Annotated in this window: 9 protein-coding genes and 5 pseudogenes; 7 read left to right on the top strand and 7 right to left on the bottom strand. The window is 59.3% G+C overall.

Annotation, left to right across the window (positions count from 1 at the left end; translation table 11 throughout):
• Positions 1-752: 752 nt before the first annotated feature.
• Positions 753-998 (top strand): tyrosine-type recombinase/integrase, encoded by a 246-nt coding sequence (locus CK219_RS23395; RefSeq protein WP_082826569.1) that lies wholly within the window; start codon positions 753-755, stop codon positions 996-998.
• Here the strand turns inward: CK219_RS23395 and CK219_RS23390 are convergent.
• The 3 genes and pseudogenes from CK219_RS23390 to CK219_RS32310 all read right to left on the bottom strand — a co-directional run.
• A complete protein-coding gene (locus tag CK219_RS23390; protein ID WP_063169279.1) occupies positions 964-1,593 on the bottom strand; it encodes a hypothetical protein in 630 nt (209 codons plus the stop codon). The genes CK219_RS23395 and CK219_RS23390 overlap by 35 nt on opposite strands.
• A gap of 192 nt (positions 1,594-1,785) precedes the next feature.
• Positions 1,786-2,099: pseudogene (locus tag CK219_RS23385) on the bottom strand (ATP-binding protein); the annotation flags it as partial.
• Positions 2,100-2,109: 10 nt separating this feature from the next.
• Positions 2,110-2,643 (bottom strand): annotated as a pseudogene (locus CK219_RS32310) (IS21 family transposase); the annotation flags it as partial.
• A 516-nt stretch (positions 2,644-3,159) separates the two neighbouring features.
• Here CK219_RS32310 and CK219_RS31400 point away from each other — a divergent pair.
• On the top strand, positions 3,160-3,519 hold the full coding sequence (locus CK219_RS31400; RefSeq protein ID WP_126066776.1) for a hypothetical protein: 360 nt from the start codon (positions 3,160-3,162) through the stop codon (positions 3,517-3,519).
• Between the two features lie 569 nt (positions 3,520-4,088).
• On the opposite strand, the gene CK219_RS23375 is transcribed toward CK219_RS31400, so the two are convergent.
• Positions 4,089-5,405: a HipA domain-containing protein gene (locus CK219_RS23375; RefSeq protein ID WP_063169281.1), complete on the bottom strand. Its 1,317-nt coding sequence runs from the start codon at positions 5,403-5,405 to the stop codon at positions 4,089-4,091.
• Entirely contained in the window at positions 5,395-5,733 is a 339-nt protein-coding gene (locus tag CK219_RS23370; RefSeq protein WP_063169282.1) for a helix-turn-helix transcriptional regulator, read from the bottom strand. The genes CK219_RS23375 and CK219_RS23370 overlap by 11 nt, the downstream gene beginning before the upstream one ends.
• Positions 5,734-6,344: 611 nt before the next feature.
• Here CK219_RS23370 and CK219_RS31825 point away from each other — a divergent pair.
• A pseudogene (locus CK219_RS31825) lies at positions 6,345-6,841 on the top strand (aldehyde dehydrogenase family protein); the annotation flags it as partial.
• A gap of 512 nt (positions 6,842-7,353) precedes the next feature.
• Here CK219_RS31825 and CK219_RS23350 read toward each other — a convergent pair.
• Together CK219_RS23350 and CK219_RS23345 are read right to left on the bottom strand one after the other, a co-directional pair.
• Positions 7,354-7,814 (bottom strand): annotated as a pseudogene (locus CK219_RS23350) (OB-fold nucleic acid binding domain-containing protein); the annotation flags it as partial.
• Between the two features lie 307 nt (positions 7,815-8,121).
• The gene (locus CK219_RS23345; RefSeq protein WP_063169287.1) at positions 8,122-10,053 is read right to left on the bottom strand and encodes a potassium transporter Kup; all 1,932 of its coding nucleotides are present in this window, start codon (positions 10,051-10,053) and stop codon (positions 8,122-8,124) included.
• Between the two features lie 975 nt (positions 10,054-11,028).
• Here CK219_RS23345 and CK219_RS23340 point away from each other — a divergent pair.
• From CK219_RS23340 to CK219_RS32305, 4 genes and pseudogenes are all read left to right on the top strand, one after another.
• Positions 11,029-11,307 carry an AlpA family phage regulatory protein gene (locus CK219_RS23340; protein ID WP_063169289.1) on the top strand — a complete coding sequence of 93 codons (279 nt, stop codon included), beginning with the start codon at positions 11,029-11,031 and terminating at the stop codon, positions 11,305-11,307.
• Entirely contained in the window at positions 11,304-11,936 is a 633-nt protein-coding gene (locus tag CK219_RS23335; protein WP_063169290.1) for a hypothetical protein, read from the top strand. The genes CK219_RS23340 and CK219_RS23335 overlap by 4 nt, the downstream gene beginning before the upstream one ends.
• 702 nt (positions 11,937-12,638) lie before the next feature.
• Entirely contained in the window at positions 12,639-16,172 is a 3,534-nt protein-coding gene (locus tag CK219_RS23330; protein ID WP_082826570.1) for an autotransporter domain-containing protein, read from the top strand.
• 243 nt (positions 16,173-16,415) lie between these two features.
• Positions 16,416-17,099, top strand: a pseudogene (locus CK219_RS32305) (integrase); the annotation flags it as partial.
• Between the last annotated feature and the right edge of the window lie 32 nt (positions 17,100-17,131).

Raw genomic sequence — 17,131 nt, 5'->3', positions numbered from 1 at the left:
ACCCAAATTCCAGCATAGCTCCATCGGAACTGCCAGCCTTCCTTGCCGATCAGGCGCATATCAGCGCTGACGATACCGAGGACGGCGATGGCGGTCACCTCCAGGCCGCCGAGTAACGACCCTCAAAACACCGCACTGGTCGAGGCCAGCCTGAACCGGTATCTTGTGCCTGCCCTCGGGAGTCGCTCTATCCACCATGTGATCGACACCGACATTGCTAACATCACCAAGAAGATCGTCGCCGGGGGTCACCCGCAAGCGGCTAACACGGCCTTCTGGTGTATGCGGGCATTTTTCAACTGGTGTCGCAAACCGCCGCAACGGCTCATCCGCGGTTTCCCCGCGAGGGATTGGAAAATCCGGATCCGGCCCCGATCGTCAAGCGCAAGCGAGTGGTGAACGATGCCGAACTGGCGGCTATATGAACGGGCTGTGAGCCCGAACCGGGCGATATCGGCTATTCGTTCGGCTCCATCGTCAAGCTGCTCATTCTGACCGGACAGAGGCGTACGGAAGTTGCCGCGATGCGTTGGTCCTCAACCTTGAAGCCGGAACATGGAACTATCGGGTGACCGCACGAAGAACGAAGAGCCTACGCTTATTCCGCTGTCCACACTGGCGGTGTCGGTCCCCCAGACGGTACCGAAGACCAATGACACGTTTTTTTCCCTGCGAGGGGCAACGAAAGAAGCCACTTCTCAGGCTACGCGAAGGGCAAGAAGGCTCTAGACGGCAAGGTCAATACTGACGGGGTGGCTTTGGAGAACTGGACCCTTCACGATCTGCGCAGGACGCTCGCGACAAATCTCGGCAGGCGGCAGGTATTGCCACACGTCATCGAGCACATACTGAATCACAAGGCGGCGTCCTTGACAGACATTGGCGAAATCTACAATCTCTATAGCAACGTCAAGGAGAAGCGCGAGGTGTTGCAGATGTGGTCAAATCACATCGAATGGCTGATCAAGCAGGCTGCGGATGACGCTCTGGCGGCGTAGCTGCTGGCATGGGCGGAAGATGCGGCGCAACAATCGTCAGAGCCTCATCGAATTGGAGAGCATGCTTGACCAGCAAATGCGCGGCCAATGCTTCGATGGCCGACCAGTGATCGAGTACTAGCCGGGCCGTGCAATCTTCGATCCGCCCCCAATCGGGGCGGCGCGGCATCAGGAACCGCAACTCACCATAGATTCGCTTGGCATCCGCGTAGTCGCTGCTCCCCTCATTCCCATCGGACGCATTCATCGCCATATCGCGCGGGTCCAGATAGCCTTCGAATGCGGATTCTGCAAAAGGACCTGCCAGACACGCAACTATCTCCCGGATCGCATCATCGCGTTCCAAACATCGATCCATATCGTCCTCGAAAATCGGCTTTCGCTTCGAGGTGAATCCTTGCGCTGAATAAAAACCCGCGCCTTCGACAACACCACCGCACTCTCCGTCACCGACGTCGGGGTAAATACTAACACTTGAGAAAGCAGGGAGTTCACGGTCGTCGTCGAACGTCTGACGGTGCAAAACGATGGCGGCCACCGCGTGCCCGGCTTCGTGATGCGCCACAAGCGGCAGATATTGGGAGGCTACATTCATGCGGTGCGGCTCTCAGGTCTAGTTTGCTTTTGCGCATAGGACCGCAATTGTCGTGCCAACTGGGAAAATCGTTTCGGGCAATGCGATCGCTCCGATAGCGTTGCGTCTCCTGTCTGACATTGTTGGGAAGTCGACACGCGCCCGTCGCAATGCGGTCGACCTTCCGCGCGAGTTGGGTGACCCGTGAAGGCGGCCGACCAGGACGATGTTGCGCTGATCGGCGACGAAGGCGCGGCCGGGCGAGATCGCGCATCAGGGGGTGACCGGCGTGTCGGCGAAGTCGAAGTCGTCGATGTCCTTGGCCAGCGGCAACTTGGCGACAGCGAACTGGTATTTGATGGAGCGGGCCTGCTTCTCCGATATCTCGGCCTGCAAGAGATCACCGACAATCCTGGGCGGCTCGTGCCGTCGCTTGATGGCGACGCGCCCATGATCTCGTCATAGGCTCTGCGCATTCCGTAGAGCTTCAGCGCTCCCATCAGTTCCAGTACCTCGGTGCGTTCCATGGCTGTTTGTCCTCCTGAGACTGTCATAGCGGGTGCAGTCGGCGACCGCTCGTGAGCTAGCTTCAGCGCTTGGGGAATGGAAAGGATCGTGCCCGGCGCCGGATCGCGGCTGCGGGCCAGGATGTTGAGGATCACCGGCGCCGACGATGCACCGTGCTCGATGGCTTCCTGACAGGCGGCCTCGACCGCGCTCAATCCGTCGGTCAGCACCCAGGTGAGGATCAACACCATCTGCCGGTCGACGTCATCAACCGCCTTGAGCTGCGCCGCACCTTCTCCATTGCCGACCGCACGACCCAGCCAAGGAACGGCGCGCGCCGTGTGCCAGGGATCGTAGGCGACCTCGTTGCGGCCAAAGGAGCGAACGTGTTCTCCCACGACCACGCCATCCTCTGGCGGATGCGATCCGATCGACATAAGCATGGATCTCGATGGGCCGACCGACGGCACTCGACAGCACCGAGTATTTGTTGTTGTCGAAGCGCACCGTGCAGGTCTTCGACACCGACGGGGGAATGCAATGGAAGCCGTCGAAGCGACCGGCAGCCGCTCCCGCTGCGGCTTGGCCGCATTCGCCGACAGCAGCCGGTCCCGCGTCTCACGCCGAGCTCCCATGCGGGGATAGGGCTGGTGCTTGCGCTCGTAGCGGAACTGCGTCTCCTCAGAACGCAGGACCTTGCGCACCACCTTGCGCGAGATCTTCAGCTCACGGCAGATCGCTTTGATCGACTTCCCCTGGACCAGCGACAGCCGACGTATCTTTGCAATCGTCTCTAAAACCAACATCCAAAACACAAATGCCTCCGATCAAGCCGGAGGCATCTTGATGACCCCATCGTTAAGGGGTCCCGTTTGGACGAAAATCACCCTTTAAACAGGGTCCCCATTCCACGAAAAATCAATGCACTACCTTCCAAAGCTGCGAGAGATCGCCACCGACCGCTTTGAAGGGGCTTTCGGCGGTCTCGTCAGCGAGGTTGTGGCATGAAGAAACATCAATCCACAGCATTGGGCCGAAGCATGCCACGGGCTCATGCCGCGGGAGAGCGGGAAGATATTCTTGAAAGAAGAAGCGGTCTCCGACATCAATACCGACAGGATGGGCAGCTTTCTCACATCACTTGAGGTCGAGCGTGGCAGTTGCGACCCGCAATGCAAGGCTGGCGGCGATGCATGCCTTTGCGCGGTTCCTGATTTCGGAGCACCCCGAATATTAGGATACGCTGCAACTGGTGGTGACACTTCCCTTCAAGAGGGCGCGTGGGTGGCACCTGTCGAATATCTCGATGAGCCCGGAAATCAAGAGCGTCCTGGCGCGTATCGTCCGCCGCACGCCTTCTGGACAGCGGGATTACGCTCTGTTTTCGCTGATGTTCAATACGGATGCACGAGTTCAGGGATCCTGAATCTTCGATTGTGACCTTCGTCTGGTATCGCCCTGTCCCGCCGAGCAAAGCAACGACCGCCCCACACTGCTCACCCGGTTCGGTGTTCCATACTTGCTGCGCACACATGGCTGCGGGCGAAGGAACCACCATGGCGGAAAAAAGCATCCATCATCGCCCTTTGCGGGACACGACGGCCATCCACCTCGTCAAGGCGGGTGTTGACATCGCCACCATCAGTCGATGGCCAGGCCACTCGGGCTGAACTAACGATGCGCTACGCCCAGGCCGGTATCGATATGAAGCGGCAAGCGCTCGAACAAGGCTTCCCCGACGTGATGTCATCGGCAAAAGATCAGACGATCATCGCTTTGATGGCTGGATGTTTGGCTGGCTGCACCGCTTGTAGACGCTCAGTTATGTGGAGTTGTATCGCGGGAAGTCGCGCGTCTTGGGCTTTTGCGGTGTCAGCTCCACATCTCTCCGCAGTGCACGTTGTCACTGTTGAAGAGCCGTTTGTTCAATCTTCGTCCTGGCACGGCAAGGGTTGTCGATATTGTGGGCGTCTTGCGCTTGCCGAGCTTGTCCGAAATCCAGCGCCGGATCAGGCGTGAACACTGTTGCGTAGTTCGTCAGCCAGAGCGCGGAGAACGTCGGCGCTTCCTTCCAGCGCCGTAAAAGCGTAGGGATTGAGGAACTGTCGGCCCCAGAACAGATTGCGATCTGTGCCGGATAGCGTAGCTTCCTCGCTGACACGCGGCCAATTCTCCGCAATGCATCGGAGCTGGCCTTCAACAATCGCAAGAGCTTCCGGCGCGCTGAGCAGGAAGTGATGCGCCGCTTCAAGGCAGGACGCTATCCGGCTCATGCGGTTATTGCCGCTGATGAGCATGGCCTGGCTGGCCTCCTGGCCACTGCGGGCCTGCGGACAAATATCGTACGCAGGCGTGAGGGTGAGCTTAGCGCCGTCCCAGAATGCCGCATGGTTGCGGGCATGATCGTCGGTGTTGCCGCAAAGTATGTTGAAGACAATGCGGCTGAACAACTCGCGCAGAGTTTCCGACGGCGCGGTGAATCGGTGGCGAATGATCTCCGCCAAATCCTGGTAGCTGGCGTAACGCGCCATCATCTCATCGAGCGCGAGCATCGTCAGCGCTGAGACCATGGATTTGCGTTGCCAGCCGCCCGTGACCTTGATCCGGTCGAATCGCTCGACGAGCAACACGTCGTTGCCTGCGGCGCGAACGAGCGAGACGGATGCCGCTCTGATGCCGCACAAGGCGGCAAGCCGCATGGCTATGAATTCTCCTTTGACGACGCTGTAAAGGTCGGCAGACGAGGAAAATTTCGCGACATGCTTGACGGCGTCACCCTCGATCAGCGCCTTTGGCCTTGCGCCGCCGATCGAGCTGCCGTGATGCAGCGCCTGATCTAATTCGGGGGTGAGCGGAATACCTTTCTCTACCCGCTCCGCCGATTGGACAAGCTCTTCGAGAGTGGCATTGGCCAGTGCGCGCGGCTCGTAATGCATTGGCGAAAACTGAAAATCGAGCGCGCCGATGCGGTCCGAGCCTGATTCCAGCAAGAACGTCAGTTCTGAAATATCGAGCCGCGCGATTTCATCGCCCTTCACACCGAATTTGCGGTTTAGGATAACCCGTCGTCCCCAGGCATCAGGGGCAGCATCGCGGATGCATCCCGGCATGGTTAGGCCAGGAAGCAAAGGCAATTCGCCTGCCTTCAGGGGCAGTTCCGGGAGATAAAGCGGGATCGCGCTTCCCAGTTCACGAAAGCTCCTGCCATAGTTGAAGCTGACGAGTCCGTCATGGGCATATAGCCGCCCGGCGACAACCGGCGCGGTCTCGCCCGGCAGCCAGACCCAGACATAGGCTTCGTCGTACTTGGGGACCTTAGAACTCATCGACGATCTGCTTGCCGGCCTTGTAGACGTGCTTCGGCAGCAGCGCGATGCGATCGTCCATGCGGCCTGTGAGGGCTGTGATGCCATTGCCGTCGGCATCGAACAGCTTCACACCGACAATGGCAGCAGCTTCGAACATCAGTCCGATTTCGACTTTGGGATCGCCCTTCTCGATGCGCTGCAGGGTGCTGCGTGAAACACCGATTCTCTCGGCTAACTCCTGTGCGGTTAACCGGTGCTGCATCCGGCCAAGCCGGATGGTCTTACCGAAAAGGCCAAGCGCTTCCATCGCGTAGCGCGAATAGGTGCGTTTATACGTTGCCTTCATTCGGGTCTCTGTGACCTATGCATGATCCATATCGCCTTCTTTCGAACTTTATATAGGTAATGTCACAGAGCGACTGCCAAAGTCAAGACTCCGTATCGCAAGCGTTACCCATCCGAACGAGGAAGGCGGATATTGCCGACGGCTCCTGCACAACCGGCCAGCTCTGCGCGTCTCGGGCGAGGCGGAGATCTGGCGCTGGATCGCGGACAGCCTTGAGACGCCTCGCATGAGTCATTCATGGGCGGTCCCTGGTGCGGGGCCGCGGCGCTCGACTGCTGGCCGACATTCTCGGCGGCGGGACCCGCATCCGGCTACACCAGCACTTTTCGACCGCATACGCGCCCAGCTTCTCTCCGAAATCATTGCCAATGAGCGCGAACCTCATGCGATCGCCGAGCTGGCCTGGCGGCGCGGAATCTACGCACGCATCCGTATTCGAGACCGCCCAAGGGAGGCTGACTAGCGTAACGCCCTCCGATCTAAGCGCCTTCCACAAAGCCGCTTTCGCACGCGACGGGCTGCATGTGGCGGTCGTAGGCGACATAGATGCCAAGCCCTGAGAGTAAGGCTCTACCAGCTGTTCGGCGATTTGCCTCAGAAACTGGCGCTTGCCGGCGCGAACCAGTGGTATCGCGAGGGCGAGCACGCCGAGCGCTTTTCCTCCGCCCTCCACTGACCACAGACCCGCACGCAACGAAGCCGCGCTCGATCTTATCGTGGCGTGGCTAGGTGCAATGTTTGCTCTCGCCATCAGGCCGGCTTTCCCGATGGCGTGGTCAACCTGATCTATGCGTCCGAAGGTGATCGCGTGGGCCGTGAACTCTGCACCAATTCCAAAGATCAGCTTTACCGGTTCGAACGAGGTCGGACGGCTGCTGATGCGTCAGTGCTCTGACCAGATCAAGAAGGTCAGCCTTGAAACCGGCGGCAATGCACCTTTCATCATCTTCGATGATGCCGACATTGACGGTGCTGTTGACGGTGCGGTCCAGGCGAAGTTCCGCAATGCCGGCCAGACCTGCGTTTCCGCGAACCGCATTTACGTCCAATCGAGCGTTCACGATGAGTCCGCCGAGAAATTGTGGAGAAGGTCCGGCACTTATCAGTGGTCCGACGTCTACTCCCGGAGCGAAGCCGTCGCCAACCCAAGATCGAGTCCCACATCGCAGATGATAATTCGATGCGGGGCCGAACGATAAATATGCATGCTTTGGCCACCCCGAGGCAGGGCTCATTGAGATGATCCGACCGCCTTGGAACAAAGATGGGGTAGAGCAGATGAAGCGTTGGCAGCGTGTCTCCATTCGACGCGAGCGCTTAGGATGGGATCACGATCATTCGCATCACGCGCAGCCGCAAGGGCGATGCCATGGCTACTTTGGAATCGTTGAAGTGGTTTGAGCCGGACAGTCACAAATACACCCGTTACGCCGCGGCTCAGGAAACGGGGCGGCGTCCGGCGGTGGAGGTGCTCGCTGACTTAAAAAGGGTGCGGGCAGTCGTTGCGCTTGAGAGCGACGACATTTGGGATCCGGCACGGGGTGACCTGCTGCCAATCGGCAGTTAACAGGGTCCGACAAAAGTGTGCACAACATGCTGCTGAAGTGGCCTCCGGAAGCGCTACCGGAAGTTACGCGTCTTGAACTTGATAGGGTCGATATGGTCATACTGCATCGACGATGTCGCGCCCCTTCGGCATGCCGCGCGGATCGATGCCCGATCCGCCGTGATGAGCCTCGTCCCTCGGCCGTGCGGCAACGGAAACGGCGTCTTGCGGTTTCCCACGCTGGCCAGCCCGGCCGACAGATCGGTCAGCTCGTGGGCGACGAGGTGCACCACCTCCTCTTCCGTCGGATGCGTCCGCGGACGCCGAGCATGGCCGAAGCAAGAAGCACGCGCCGGAATTTCTCGAGAGATCTTGACCCAGACGACGACGTTTGCCGCACCCGTCTCATCCTCCAGAGGAACATGAAGCCTTTGGCCGAGCCCGGCCGCTGCCGGACCAGCACCAGGCCGGCGGCCTCGAGCCAGCTTCTGCCTCGCGCCTGCATAGCATCCTGACAGGTCACGGTGCGGCGCCGGTTAGGCGGCACGCCGATTTTGGCAACGCTAGCCTGTGAACTGAAGAATGAAGGTCGGACTTGCGGCACATCGATTAGGTTCAAATGATAAGTTGCTGCCCGGCGAGGTCGTTTCAGCGCATCTCGACTGGTGGGTCGGCAAGACAATGCGGAACGGAAATGATCGCAGGCGTAAAGGACGGCTTTCGGGGCCGGAAGCTTCAGGCCTGGAACCGGACCCCAGTTTGGCGCAAGCATCGTGGCCTCCGCCCGGTCAGGCATTCACCGGCTCGCGAAATGCCAATTGATTCTGCTTAACCGGGCATACCTAAACGGCCACTTGCGTTCCGATCTCGACCACACGTCCGGTCGGGATCTGGAAATACTCCGTCGCGTCGGCGGCCGTGCGCGCCAAGCCGATGAACAGCTTGTCCTGCCACACCGGCATGCCGGAGTTGGGTGACGCCTTGAGCGAGCGACGCGACAGGAAGAAGGACGTCGTCATGATGTCGAACTTCCAACCCTGCTTGCGGCAGATCGCCAGCGCACGCGGGATGTTAGGCTGTTCCATGTAGCCGAAGGTCAGTGTCACCCGCATGAACAGCTCATTGATCGTTTCCATCTTGATCCGCTCGCTGTCGGGCACCACGGGCTGCTGCGCCGTCACCACAGAGAGGATGACGTTCTGTTCGTGCAGCGCCTTGTAGTGCTTCAGGCTGTGCATCAACGCGGTCGGCGCACTGGCGGGATCGCTGGTCAGGAACACGGCCGTACCGGACACCAGCTGCGGTTTCTTCTTCAACAGATTGCCCGCAAGGAAATCGAGCGGAATCTGGTTCCTGCGCGTCTTGTCAAATAGATACCTGCTGCCTCTTATCCAAGTCCACATGGTCATCACGATCACTGCGGCAATGGCAAGCGAGGCCCAGCCGCCTTCGAATACCTTGACGATGTTAGCTGCAAAGAAGCCGGTATCGATGAAGACGAACACCGCCATTAAGGCTATCGCGACGCCGAGCGGCCATTTCCAGATGCGCGTCATCACAACAAAAAGCAGTATGTTCGTCACCAGCATATTGCCGGTCACCGAAATACCGTAGGCCGAGGCCAGCCGGCTGGATTCGCCGAAGCCGACCACCAGCAGCATCACCACCAGCGCCAGCATCAGGTTGATGCGCGGCAGATAGATCTGGCCCGACTGTTTTTCCGACGTGTGCTGGATGACGAAACGCGGCAGCATGTTGAGCTGTACCGCTTGCCTGGTCAGCGAAAAGGCGCCGGAGATCACCGCCTGGCAGGCGATCACGGTCGCCGCCGTGGCAAGCACGACCATCGGAATAAGCGTCCAGCCCTGGTTCATCTCGAAGAACGGATGACCGACAACGCCGCCATTTGCCAGCACGAAGGCGCCTTGCCCGACATAATTGAGCAACAGACAAGGGAACACGATCGCCAGCCAGGCGAGCACGATCGGCTTGCGGCCGAAATGGCCGAGGTCGGCGTAGAGCGCCTCGGCTCCGGTGACGGCGAGGAAGACTGCACCAACCGTAACGAAGGCGACGTCAGGCGAGTTGACCAGGAACGACACGATGTAATGCGGGCTGATTGCCAGCAGGATTTCCGGGTCGTCCATGATGTGGTTGAGCCCGGAAAGGCCGATGGCCAGGAACCACAGCGCGGTAACGGGTCCGAACACCAATCCTACGCCGCCGGTGCCAAACCGCTGTACCGCAAACACGATCGCCAGGATGGCCAGTGTCAGCGGCACCACATAGGGCTGGAACGTCGGCGTGACGACATTCATACCTTCGACCGCCGACAGTACCGAGATTGCCGGCGTAATGACGGCGTCGCCAAAAAAAAGCGCCGCGCCGACGATGCCGATGCCGATGCCGATGCCGAGGATCACCGCAGAGCAGGTCGGGAAACTGTTGCGCGCCAGCGCCATAAGCGACAGCACTCCGCCCTCGCCTCGATTGTCGGCGCGGAGCACGAACATGATGTATTTGATCGTCACGGTGATCGTCAGGGACCAGATGATCAGCGAGAGTACGCCGAGGATGTCGCCACGGCTGGCGACGTTGCCACCCGCTGATGCATGCAACGCCTCGCGAAATGCATAGATCGGGCTGGTGCCTATATCGCCATAAACGACACCTAGTGCGCCCAACATCAGCGCCTTGGTGCTGTGCTGCTCGACCTCAGAATGGCTCGATTGTTCGACAGGTTCTGCCTCGTTACCAGCATTGGTAAGGGCCATGGACGACACTCCGATAAGCGCGCGGTGCTCTACGCTTGCTGCACTGCAATATCAAGTTCCGTCACGTAATGTCTGCCGTCTCGCCTGTCGTTGCTCGCCTTGGTAGACTCGCCAGCCCGCAGCCCTACCGAGCAGCAATAGCGCCCCGGCAGAACCCTCAATCGCCCAGATCAATGAATGGTTATCGCCCACAGTGCCCCCCCGCGATGCGGCCGATGGCGACCAGGGTGTCGTGGGCGCACAAGGATGGCGCTTTCCTGATGACGCCGTGCTCCAGGTGTGATCGCACCGTTGCTGCGCAAGCCATTTACTTGCTCGTCCCAGCGAGGACCGTGGCCAACTGGAACGCAGGGCCACGCCGCTCACCGGCCGCACTTTGCGGCGCAGATAACGATTCGATCTCCGCGGCGAGATTCTGGTTGAAGAAGCCACCAAGCTTGTCGAAGGACACACGGTCGTAATATCGACATGCCAGTATCCGCAACCCAGAAAAGCTCCTTGGGCTCCGCTGCGCGCGCCACGAACAACCCGATCTTCTCTGCGAAGAGGACGCCGTAATCCTTCAGGTTGAAGCCAAACCGGGGGGCGGCCGTGACGTATGGGCGAAGGGCTAGGAGGCGGGTTCGGTGAGGAACGGCATTGATGTCCACGCCGTCTCCTGGAAAGACAGAGGAATGCGGTGTCACCGACTGGCGCCGGAGGTTGATCCGGTGATTAGGAGGAGCACTCGTTGTCGGATTCTCGACGATGTCGGACATCTGACACAACGCTGCCAGAGCGATCACGTTGTTCCGAAACGATTTTCCCAGTTGGCACGACAATTGCGGTCCTATGCGCAAAAGCACTGCGATGCCGCACCGACTGGAAGAACTCATCAATGATCACGCTTTTCGAACATGTGGGCGCCGCTACCAACACTAAGCGTTCCCGATCAAACGGAAGCCTCTATCCCTTCTTTCTGAAGGCTGTCCGGACATGAACGCATTTGATGTCCGTCCAACGCTGGATGCTCCCGACGACGATCTCTATCTTTGGCTTGAAGATGTGGAAGGCGAGCGGGCACTTGCCTGGGCCGCCGGCCAGTCGGCAAAGACCCTGAAGCACTTCAGTGGAACGCAGTTCGAGCGCGACCGCGCGACTCTGAAGGCAGGCCTGTTCCCTAAGCGGCGTCGCATCTCCCCCGGCCGAGTCGCATGGCTTGAATCCGATATCAGGGCTTGGATGGAAACTAGATCTGAGAGCCGCACCGCATGAATGTAGCCTCCCAATATCTTCTCCCGTCTGTGGCGCATCACGAAGCCGGGCACGCGGTGGCCGCCATCGTTTTGCACCGTCAGATGTTCGACGACGACCGTGAACTCCCTGCTTTCTCAAGTGTTAGTATTTACCCCGACGCCGGTGACGGAGAGTGCGGTGGTTTTGTCGAAGGCACGGTTTTCTATTCAGCGCAAGGATTCACCTCGGAGCTAAAGCCGATTTTCGAGAACGATATGGATCGACATTTCCAACGCGATGAAGCGATCCAAGAGATAGTTGCGTGTCTGGCAGGTCCTTTTGCAGAATCCGCATTCGAAGGCTATCTGGACCCGCGCGATATGGCGATGAATGCGTCCGATGGGAATGAGGGGAGCAGCGACTACGCGGATGCCAAGCGAATCTATGGTGAGTTGCGGTTCCTGATGCCGCGCCGCCCCCGTTGGAGGCGGATCGAAGATCGCACGGCCCGGCTAGTACTCGATCACTGGTCAGCCATCGAAGCATTGGCCGCGCATTTGCTGGTCAAGCATGATCTCCAATTCGATGAGGCTCTGACGATTGTTGCGCCGCATCTTCCGCCCATGCCAGCAGCTACGCCGCCAGAGCGTCATCCGCAGCCTGCTTGATCAGCCATTCGATGTGATTTGACCACATCTGCAACACCTCGCGCTTCTCCTTGACGTTGCTATAGAGATCGTAGATTTCGCCAATGTCTCCGGTGCGGGCTCACAGCCCGTCCATATAGCCGCCAGTCTGCTGCCTTCGAGTGGCCCATGTTGGCCGCGGCCAGGAAGTGGCGACGATTGAAAGGACAAAATCAGTTGCCGAAACTCATCGCAGGTGACGGTCTGGTGGCAATTTGGGCACATCTTGTGTCTCGTCGCCAGTAAACACGGATGCCCGGCAGGAGCTGAGCTCGCTGCCGGCGGAAATCGTAGAGCGCCAGCGACGCATTCTGATCTTTCGTCAGGCAGTCGACCGCCTTGGCATACGCCTCGGCCTCCATCTCGATCGACCTGAACCGGTATCTTGTGCGCCATCCGGACGATCTGGGAAAGCTTGGCCGGGCCGGCGCCTTCCCAGGCGCACGGGAAGCGCGACGACCCATGTGGACCTTGGATTTCACTCCGCACTTACGCTGCTTTGGCCTTGTCAGCAGCCTGAGCATAAAGCGTGCTCAGCTTTCAGGCCGAGCACTCATCCATTGTTGACAGCACCTGTCGTCATTCAGGATCGCCCCATTCTCGCAGGCCGCTTGCAGCTTTCAGGCTGTTGTCAGCCAGGGCCGCCATAAAGGGTCTCGTTAAACAATTCAGGAGGCCGTTCCAATGAACAATCAGTTTGCGAGACTTTTTCGAGGACCAGGTATGCAGGCTTGTTTCAGGACAAAGAACTTTCTGGCGGCAACCACCGCGATGACGACGGTATTCCTGCCGGCTGTGTCTCTCGGGGTGGGTCTGGTAGCATTTCCAACTGGAGAAGCGTTGGCCGACGACCCGATTTCGATCCCGCTGGAGTATGTCGGGGAAGGCCATGACCGCCTGGGCATCTGGGCCAAGATCAACAATGGCAACGCGCAGCGATACGTATTCGACACGGGCTCGGACCAGCTCAACACGCAGATCGGGTCAGAGGTGACCGGGGTCCGCCCGATTGCCGACACGCCTTACGTATATACGTACGGGGACGGAACGTATGGTAATAAGCTTCAGAACGTGGAAATTGATAAATTTACATATGTCGATCCAGATCAAAAGATAACAATCGACGGGCCGTCTGTAAGCGATAAGAAATACCGGGCTGCTCGCATTCTCGATTTTGTCTATACCCATGCGTATTGCAAGGACAACAATCTTAAGTGCACGCCGGGATCCGTGACGGATGGACTTAAAGATATGTATGGTCAGGATCTCCAAGAACCTTATCACGCCGATAAGGAGCAGCGGGCGAAAATGACCGCTGGCAAGATGGCAGACGAAGGCGGCGATTTCGCAGGTACATTCGGGGCCGGCGATTTTCTTGGCAAGACAAGTGTCTGGGGCATGATGGGCAGTGTCACCAGGTCTGGCTACGTGGTCTCCGCCAATGTGAATCCGGATTCCGAGAGCGACCAAACGCCTGGCTGTTCCCCCTGCACGATTGTCAACCTCAATCCAAGCCTCCGGGCCCAATATACTAATGCCATGCCATGGGGAGAACCCGAGGAAAAAGATCAGGATTCTTATCAGAATTTTCCTGGCTCTGGCGCCAATGCCTCGACCGAATACGAAGGCAGCTACAATCTGCAGTACACGGTTAAGGATGGAGCCCCACCAATCACCGACCCCAACAAGACCGCGGTATTGCTCGACACCGGCACACCGGGCGGTGGCAGTCTGGAGATCAGTGATGCGATGCTGAAGCAATTTCAGGATGCGGGCGTCAAACTTAAAAATGTTCGGAGAAATGAGCAACGCGAGATCGTAAGCGCATCGGGCAACATCCCGAGCGTTACAATCGCAGGAACGGATGGCGATCCGGTAAGGCTGGACAATATCGACTTCACCTACACCAGCGGCACGACGGAACAACCCAATGACCAGACCAGTTTTGTTGCCGGTCTTGACTTCTTCAAAAACAGATCGGTCATTTTCGATCTGGAGAAGAAGTATACCGCTTATACGTCACATTTCGTCACTGCCAGCAACTTCTCTACCGATTCATCCGCACCCGAAGGGACCGGTCTGAGCAGGATCACGACGAGCATGGGGAATGAGGGCGGGTTCGGCATAGCGGGTGTCGTCTCCGGCTCCGGATCGCTGACGCTTGATACAAAGACGGTGGTCCGGATGACGAATGTCAACACCTACACCGGCGAGACGAATATTGCTCAGGATGCCTATCTCTCGCTTGCGGGGCTCGGCAACATCCAACGGTCAGCGAAAGTCGTTGCAGACGGCACGTTCGATATCTCCGAACATGGAAATGGCAGCGACTATTGGGGAATCTCCGACGCCTACAACGATGCCCGTATTCGTAGCCTGAGTGGCAGCGGAACGGTCGAACTGGGCAAGCGTACCCTGGTGCTAACGGATTCGAACGACACGTTCGCCGGCAGCATCAACGACCTCGACGTTGATAACAATAATATGGGCGGCAAACTATTCGTTGCCGGTGGCGTGCAAACGCTGAGCGGAAAGAACAATTTTTCCGGCATGACGACGGTCGGTTCCGGCGCGGGATTGCTGCTTGCCGATACAGGTGTGCTTTCCCATGATGCGACCACGTCCGGCTTTCTCGGGAATGACGGGCAGATCGGGGGCACGGCTATCGCAAACAGCGGCGGTGTCGTCGCAGGCGGCGGCACCTACGGTGCGGTCACCATTTCCGAGGGCGGCACGGTCGCTCCTGGCAGTGCGACCGATCCGAGCAGGATCGTCACCACACTGACTGTCACGGGCGATTTCGCGCAGCAGTCCGGATCGATCTATCAGGTCGACCTCGCAAGGTCGTCCGATCTCATCGATGTTGGCGGAGCAGCGGCGATCGACAGCGGCGCGCAGATCGAGCTGCTGCGGCAGGGAACGCTATCGGTCGATGCCCGATATACTCTGCTCTCCGCAGCAGGCGGCGTAAGCGGCACCTATGGCGGGCTGACGGGGGCTCTGGCGACAGACGCGACGCCCTTCGTCGATTTCCAGCTCGTCTACGATGCCAACAATGTCTATCTCGATATCAGCCGCACATCGACGGCGTTTGCCGATGTAGCCAGCACCTTCAATCAACGCTCGGTCGCCGCAGCGGCTCAGGCGCTTGGAAGCGGTAATCCGATCCAGGACAACATCCTGTTCCTGACGGCGCCGGAAGCCCGCAACGCTTTCGATATGCTATCAGGCGAGGTTCATGCTTCCATTCATAGCGGCCTCATCGAGGACAGTCATTCTGTACGCGATGCCGCGAGCGAACGGATCCGTGCGGCGTTCGACGGCGTCGGTGCCTCCAGCGTTCCGGTGATGACTTATGGGCTGGGTGGTCTGGAACTGGCCCCGGCAACGAGTGAGAATTTCGCCGTATGGGGCCGTGGCTTCGGCGCCTGGGGTCATCTCGACAGCGACGGCAATGCCGCCGGTCTCGATCACTCGACAGGCGGCTTTCTGGCTGGCGGTGACGCGGCTGTCGGCGAAAGCTGGCGGCTCGGCCTCATCAGCGGCTACAGCCATACCTCCTTGGAGGCGGACGATCGCGCGTCGTCGGGCTCGAGCGAGAATTACCATCTCGGTCTTTTTGCCGGCACGCAGAACGGCAATCTCGGTTTTCGTTCCGGCCTTGCCTATACCTGGCACAGCATCGAGACCGGCAGGTCCGTGGTCTTTCCAGGCTTCGCCGACAGCCTTTCGGCCGATTACGACGCCGGCACGTTCCAGGCCTTTGGCGAGCTCGGCTACCGTATCAATACGGCTTCGGCTTCCTTCGAGCCCTACGCTAATCTCGCTTATGTGAATTTTGACGCCGATGGCTTCACCGAGAATGGCGGCGCAGCCGCCTTGTCGAGCGGGGATCGCTCGAGCGACACGGCGTTTACCACGCTAGGTCTGCGTGCGTCGACGGTACTGACCCTCGGCACCGTGACTGCTACCGCGCGCGGCGGTCTTGGCTGGCGCCACGCCTTCGGCGACGTCAGGCCGGATACCGCTCTTGCCTTTGCTGGCGGTTCCTCCTTCGCCATCAAGGGCGTGCCGATCGCAAAGAACGCAGCTCTGCTCGAAGCTGGGCTTGACGTAAACATCACCGAGAACGCGACGTTCGGCATCGCCTATCAGGGACAGATCGCCTCGGATGCCCAGACACACGGGTTCAGCGCCAAGCTCGGCGTCCGTTTCTAAATCACCCGCAAAAGAGATTGGTTATGAAGTCAGTGAGTGCATTTTCTTTTACCGTCGTTCTCGGCTCAGCGACGGTGATGTCTGTGTCCGCCGCGCGAACGGACGATGCCTGCTACAACAAGGCACAAAGCCTATGATGACGCAATGTTCAATCGACGACCTGAAGCCAGTCGATGGCGAGCTTGACAAGCTCTACAAGGAGATGGAGACCCGGCTCAAAGAGTCCCGGCGCATGTCCAGGAACTGGTCGAGACCGCGAGGGGCTACAACGCCACCTCGGAGAACACGCGCGACGCCTACCCCAAGGATTGGCGGCATTTTTCCTCCTGGTGCCGGCGCGCTGGCTTCGATCCCCTGCCTCCGGGCTCGAAGGTGATCAGGCTCAATATCAGCGCCTGTGCCTCGGGCACCGCCGCCGGCGATCCGAAGCGTGGCGCCCCTGCCCTTTAGTTTGCGACCATCGAGCGGCGGCTTTCCGGCCTCGCCTGGAACTTTACCCAGCGCGGCCGGCCGTTGGACCGCGCGGAGCGGCATATCTATAAGGTTCTTGCCGGCATTCGCCGCAAGCACGCAAAGCCACCGCGGCAGAAAGAGGCGGTCCTGGCGACGATCTGCTGGCGATGATCGCCACGCTCGGCCACGACCTCAGGGCCTGCGCGACCGCGCTATTTTGCTCCTGGGCTGTGGCGGCGGCCTGCGGCGCTCCGAGATCGTCGGTCTCGACGTCATGCGCGACGACAACAGCGATGGCGCCAGCTGGATCGAGATTTTTGACGGCAAGGGCTGCTGGTCACCCTGCGCGGCAAGACCGGCTGGCGCGAGGTCGAGGTCGGCCGCGGCTCCAGCGACCACACCTACCCCGTAGTCGCGCTCGAGAGCTGGATCCGCTTTGGCCGCATCGCACGTGGACCCCTGTTCCGCCGCATCTTGTCGATCAGGTCGATATAATACGAAAAAGC

The organism is Mesorhizobium sp. WSM4313, assembly GCF_002294725.1.
GTDB lineage: Bacteria > Pseudomonadota > Alphaproteobacteria > Rhizobiales > Rhizobiaceae > Mesorhizobium.
This window is presented reverse-complemented; position numbering and strand designations above follow the sequence as displayed.

Bases quoted from the DNA above. Each gene is read 5' to 3' on its own strand.
- CK219_RS23375 (WP_063169281.1), bottom strand. From the start codon at position 5,405: ATGAGTTCTAAGGTCCCCAAGTACGACGAAGCCTATGTCTGGGTCTGG.
- CK219_RS23345 (WP_063169287.1), bottom strand. From the start codon at position 10,053: ATGGCCCTTACCAATGCTGGTAACGAGGCAGAACCTGTCGAACAATCG.
- CK219_RS23335 (WP_063169290.1), top strand. From the start codon at position 11,304: ATGAATGTAGCCTCCCAATATCTTCTCCCGTCTGTGGCGCATCACGAA.
- CK219_RS23370 (WP_063169282.1), bottom strand. From the start codon at position 5,733: ATGAAGGCAACGTATAAACGCACCTATTCGCGCTACGCGATGGAAGCG.
- CK219_RS23390 (WP_063169279.1), bottom strand. From the start codon at position 1,593: ATGAATGTAGCCTCCCAATATCTGCCGCTTGTGGCGCATCACGAAGCC.
- CK219_RS23340 (WP_063169289.1), top strand. From the start codon at position 11,029: ATGAACGCATTTGATGTCCGTCCAACGCTGGATGCTCCCGACGACGAT.
- CK219_RS23330 (WP_082826570.1), top strand. From the start codon at position 12,639: ATGAACAATCAGTTTGCGAGACTTTTTCGAGGACCAGGTATGCAGGCT.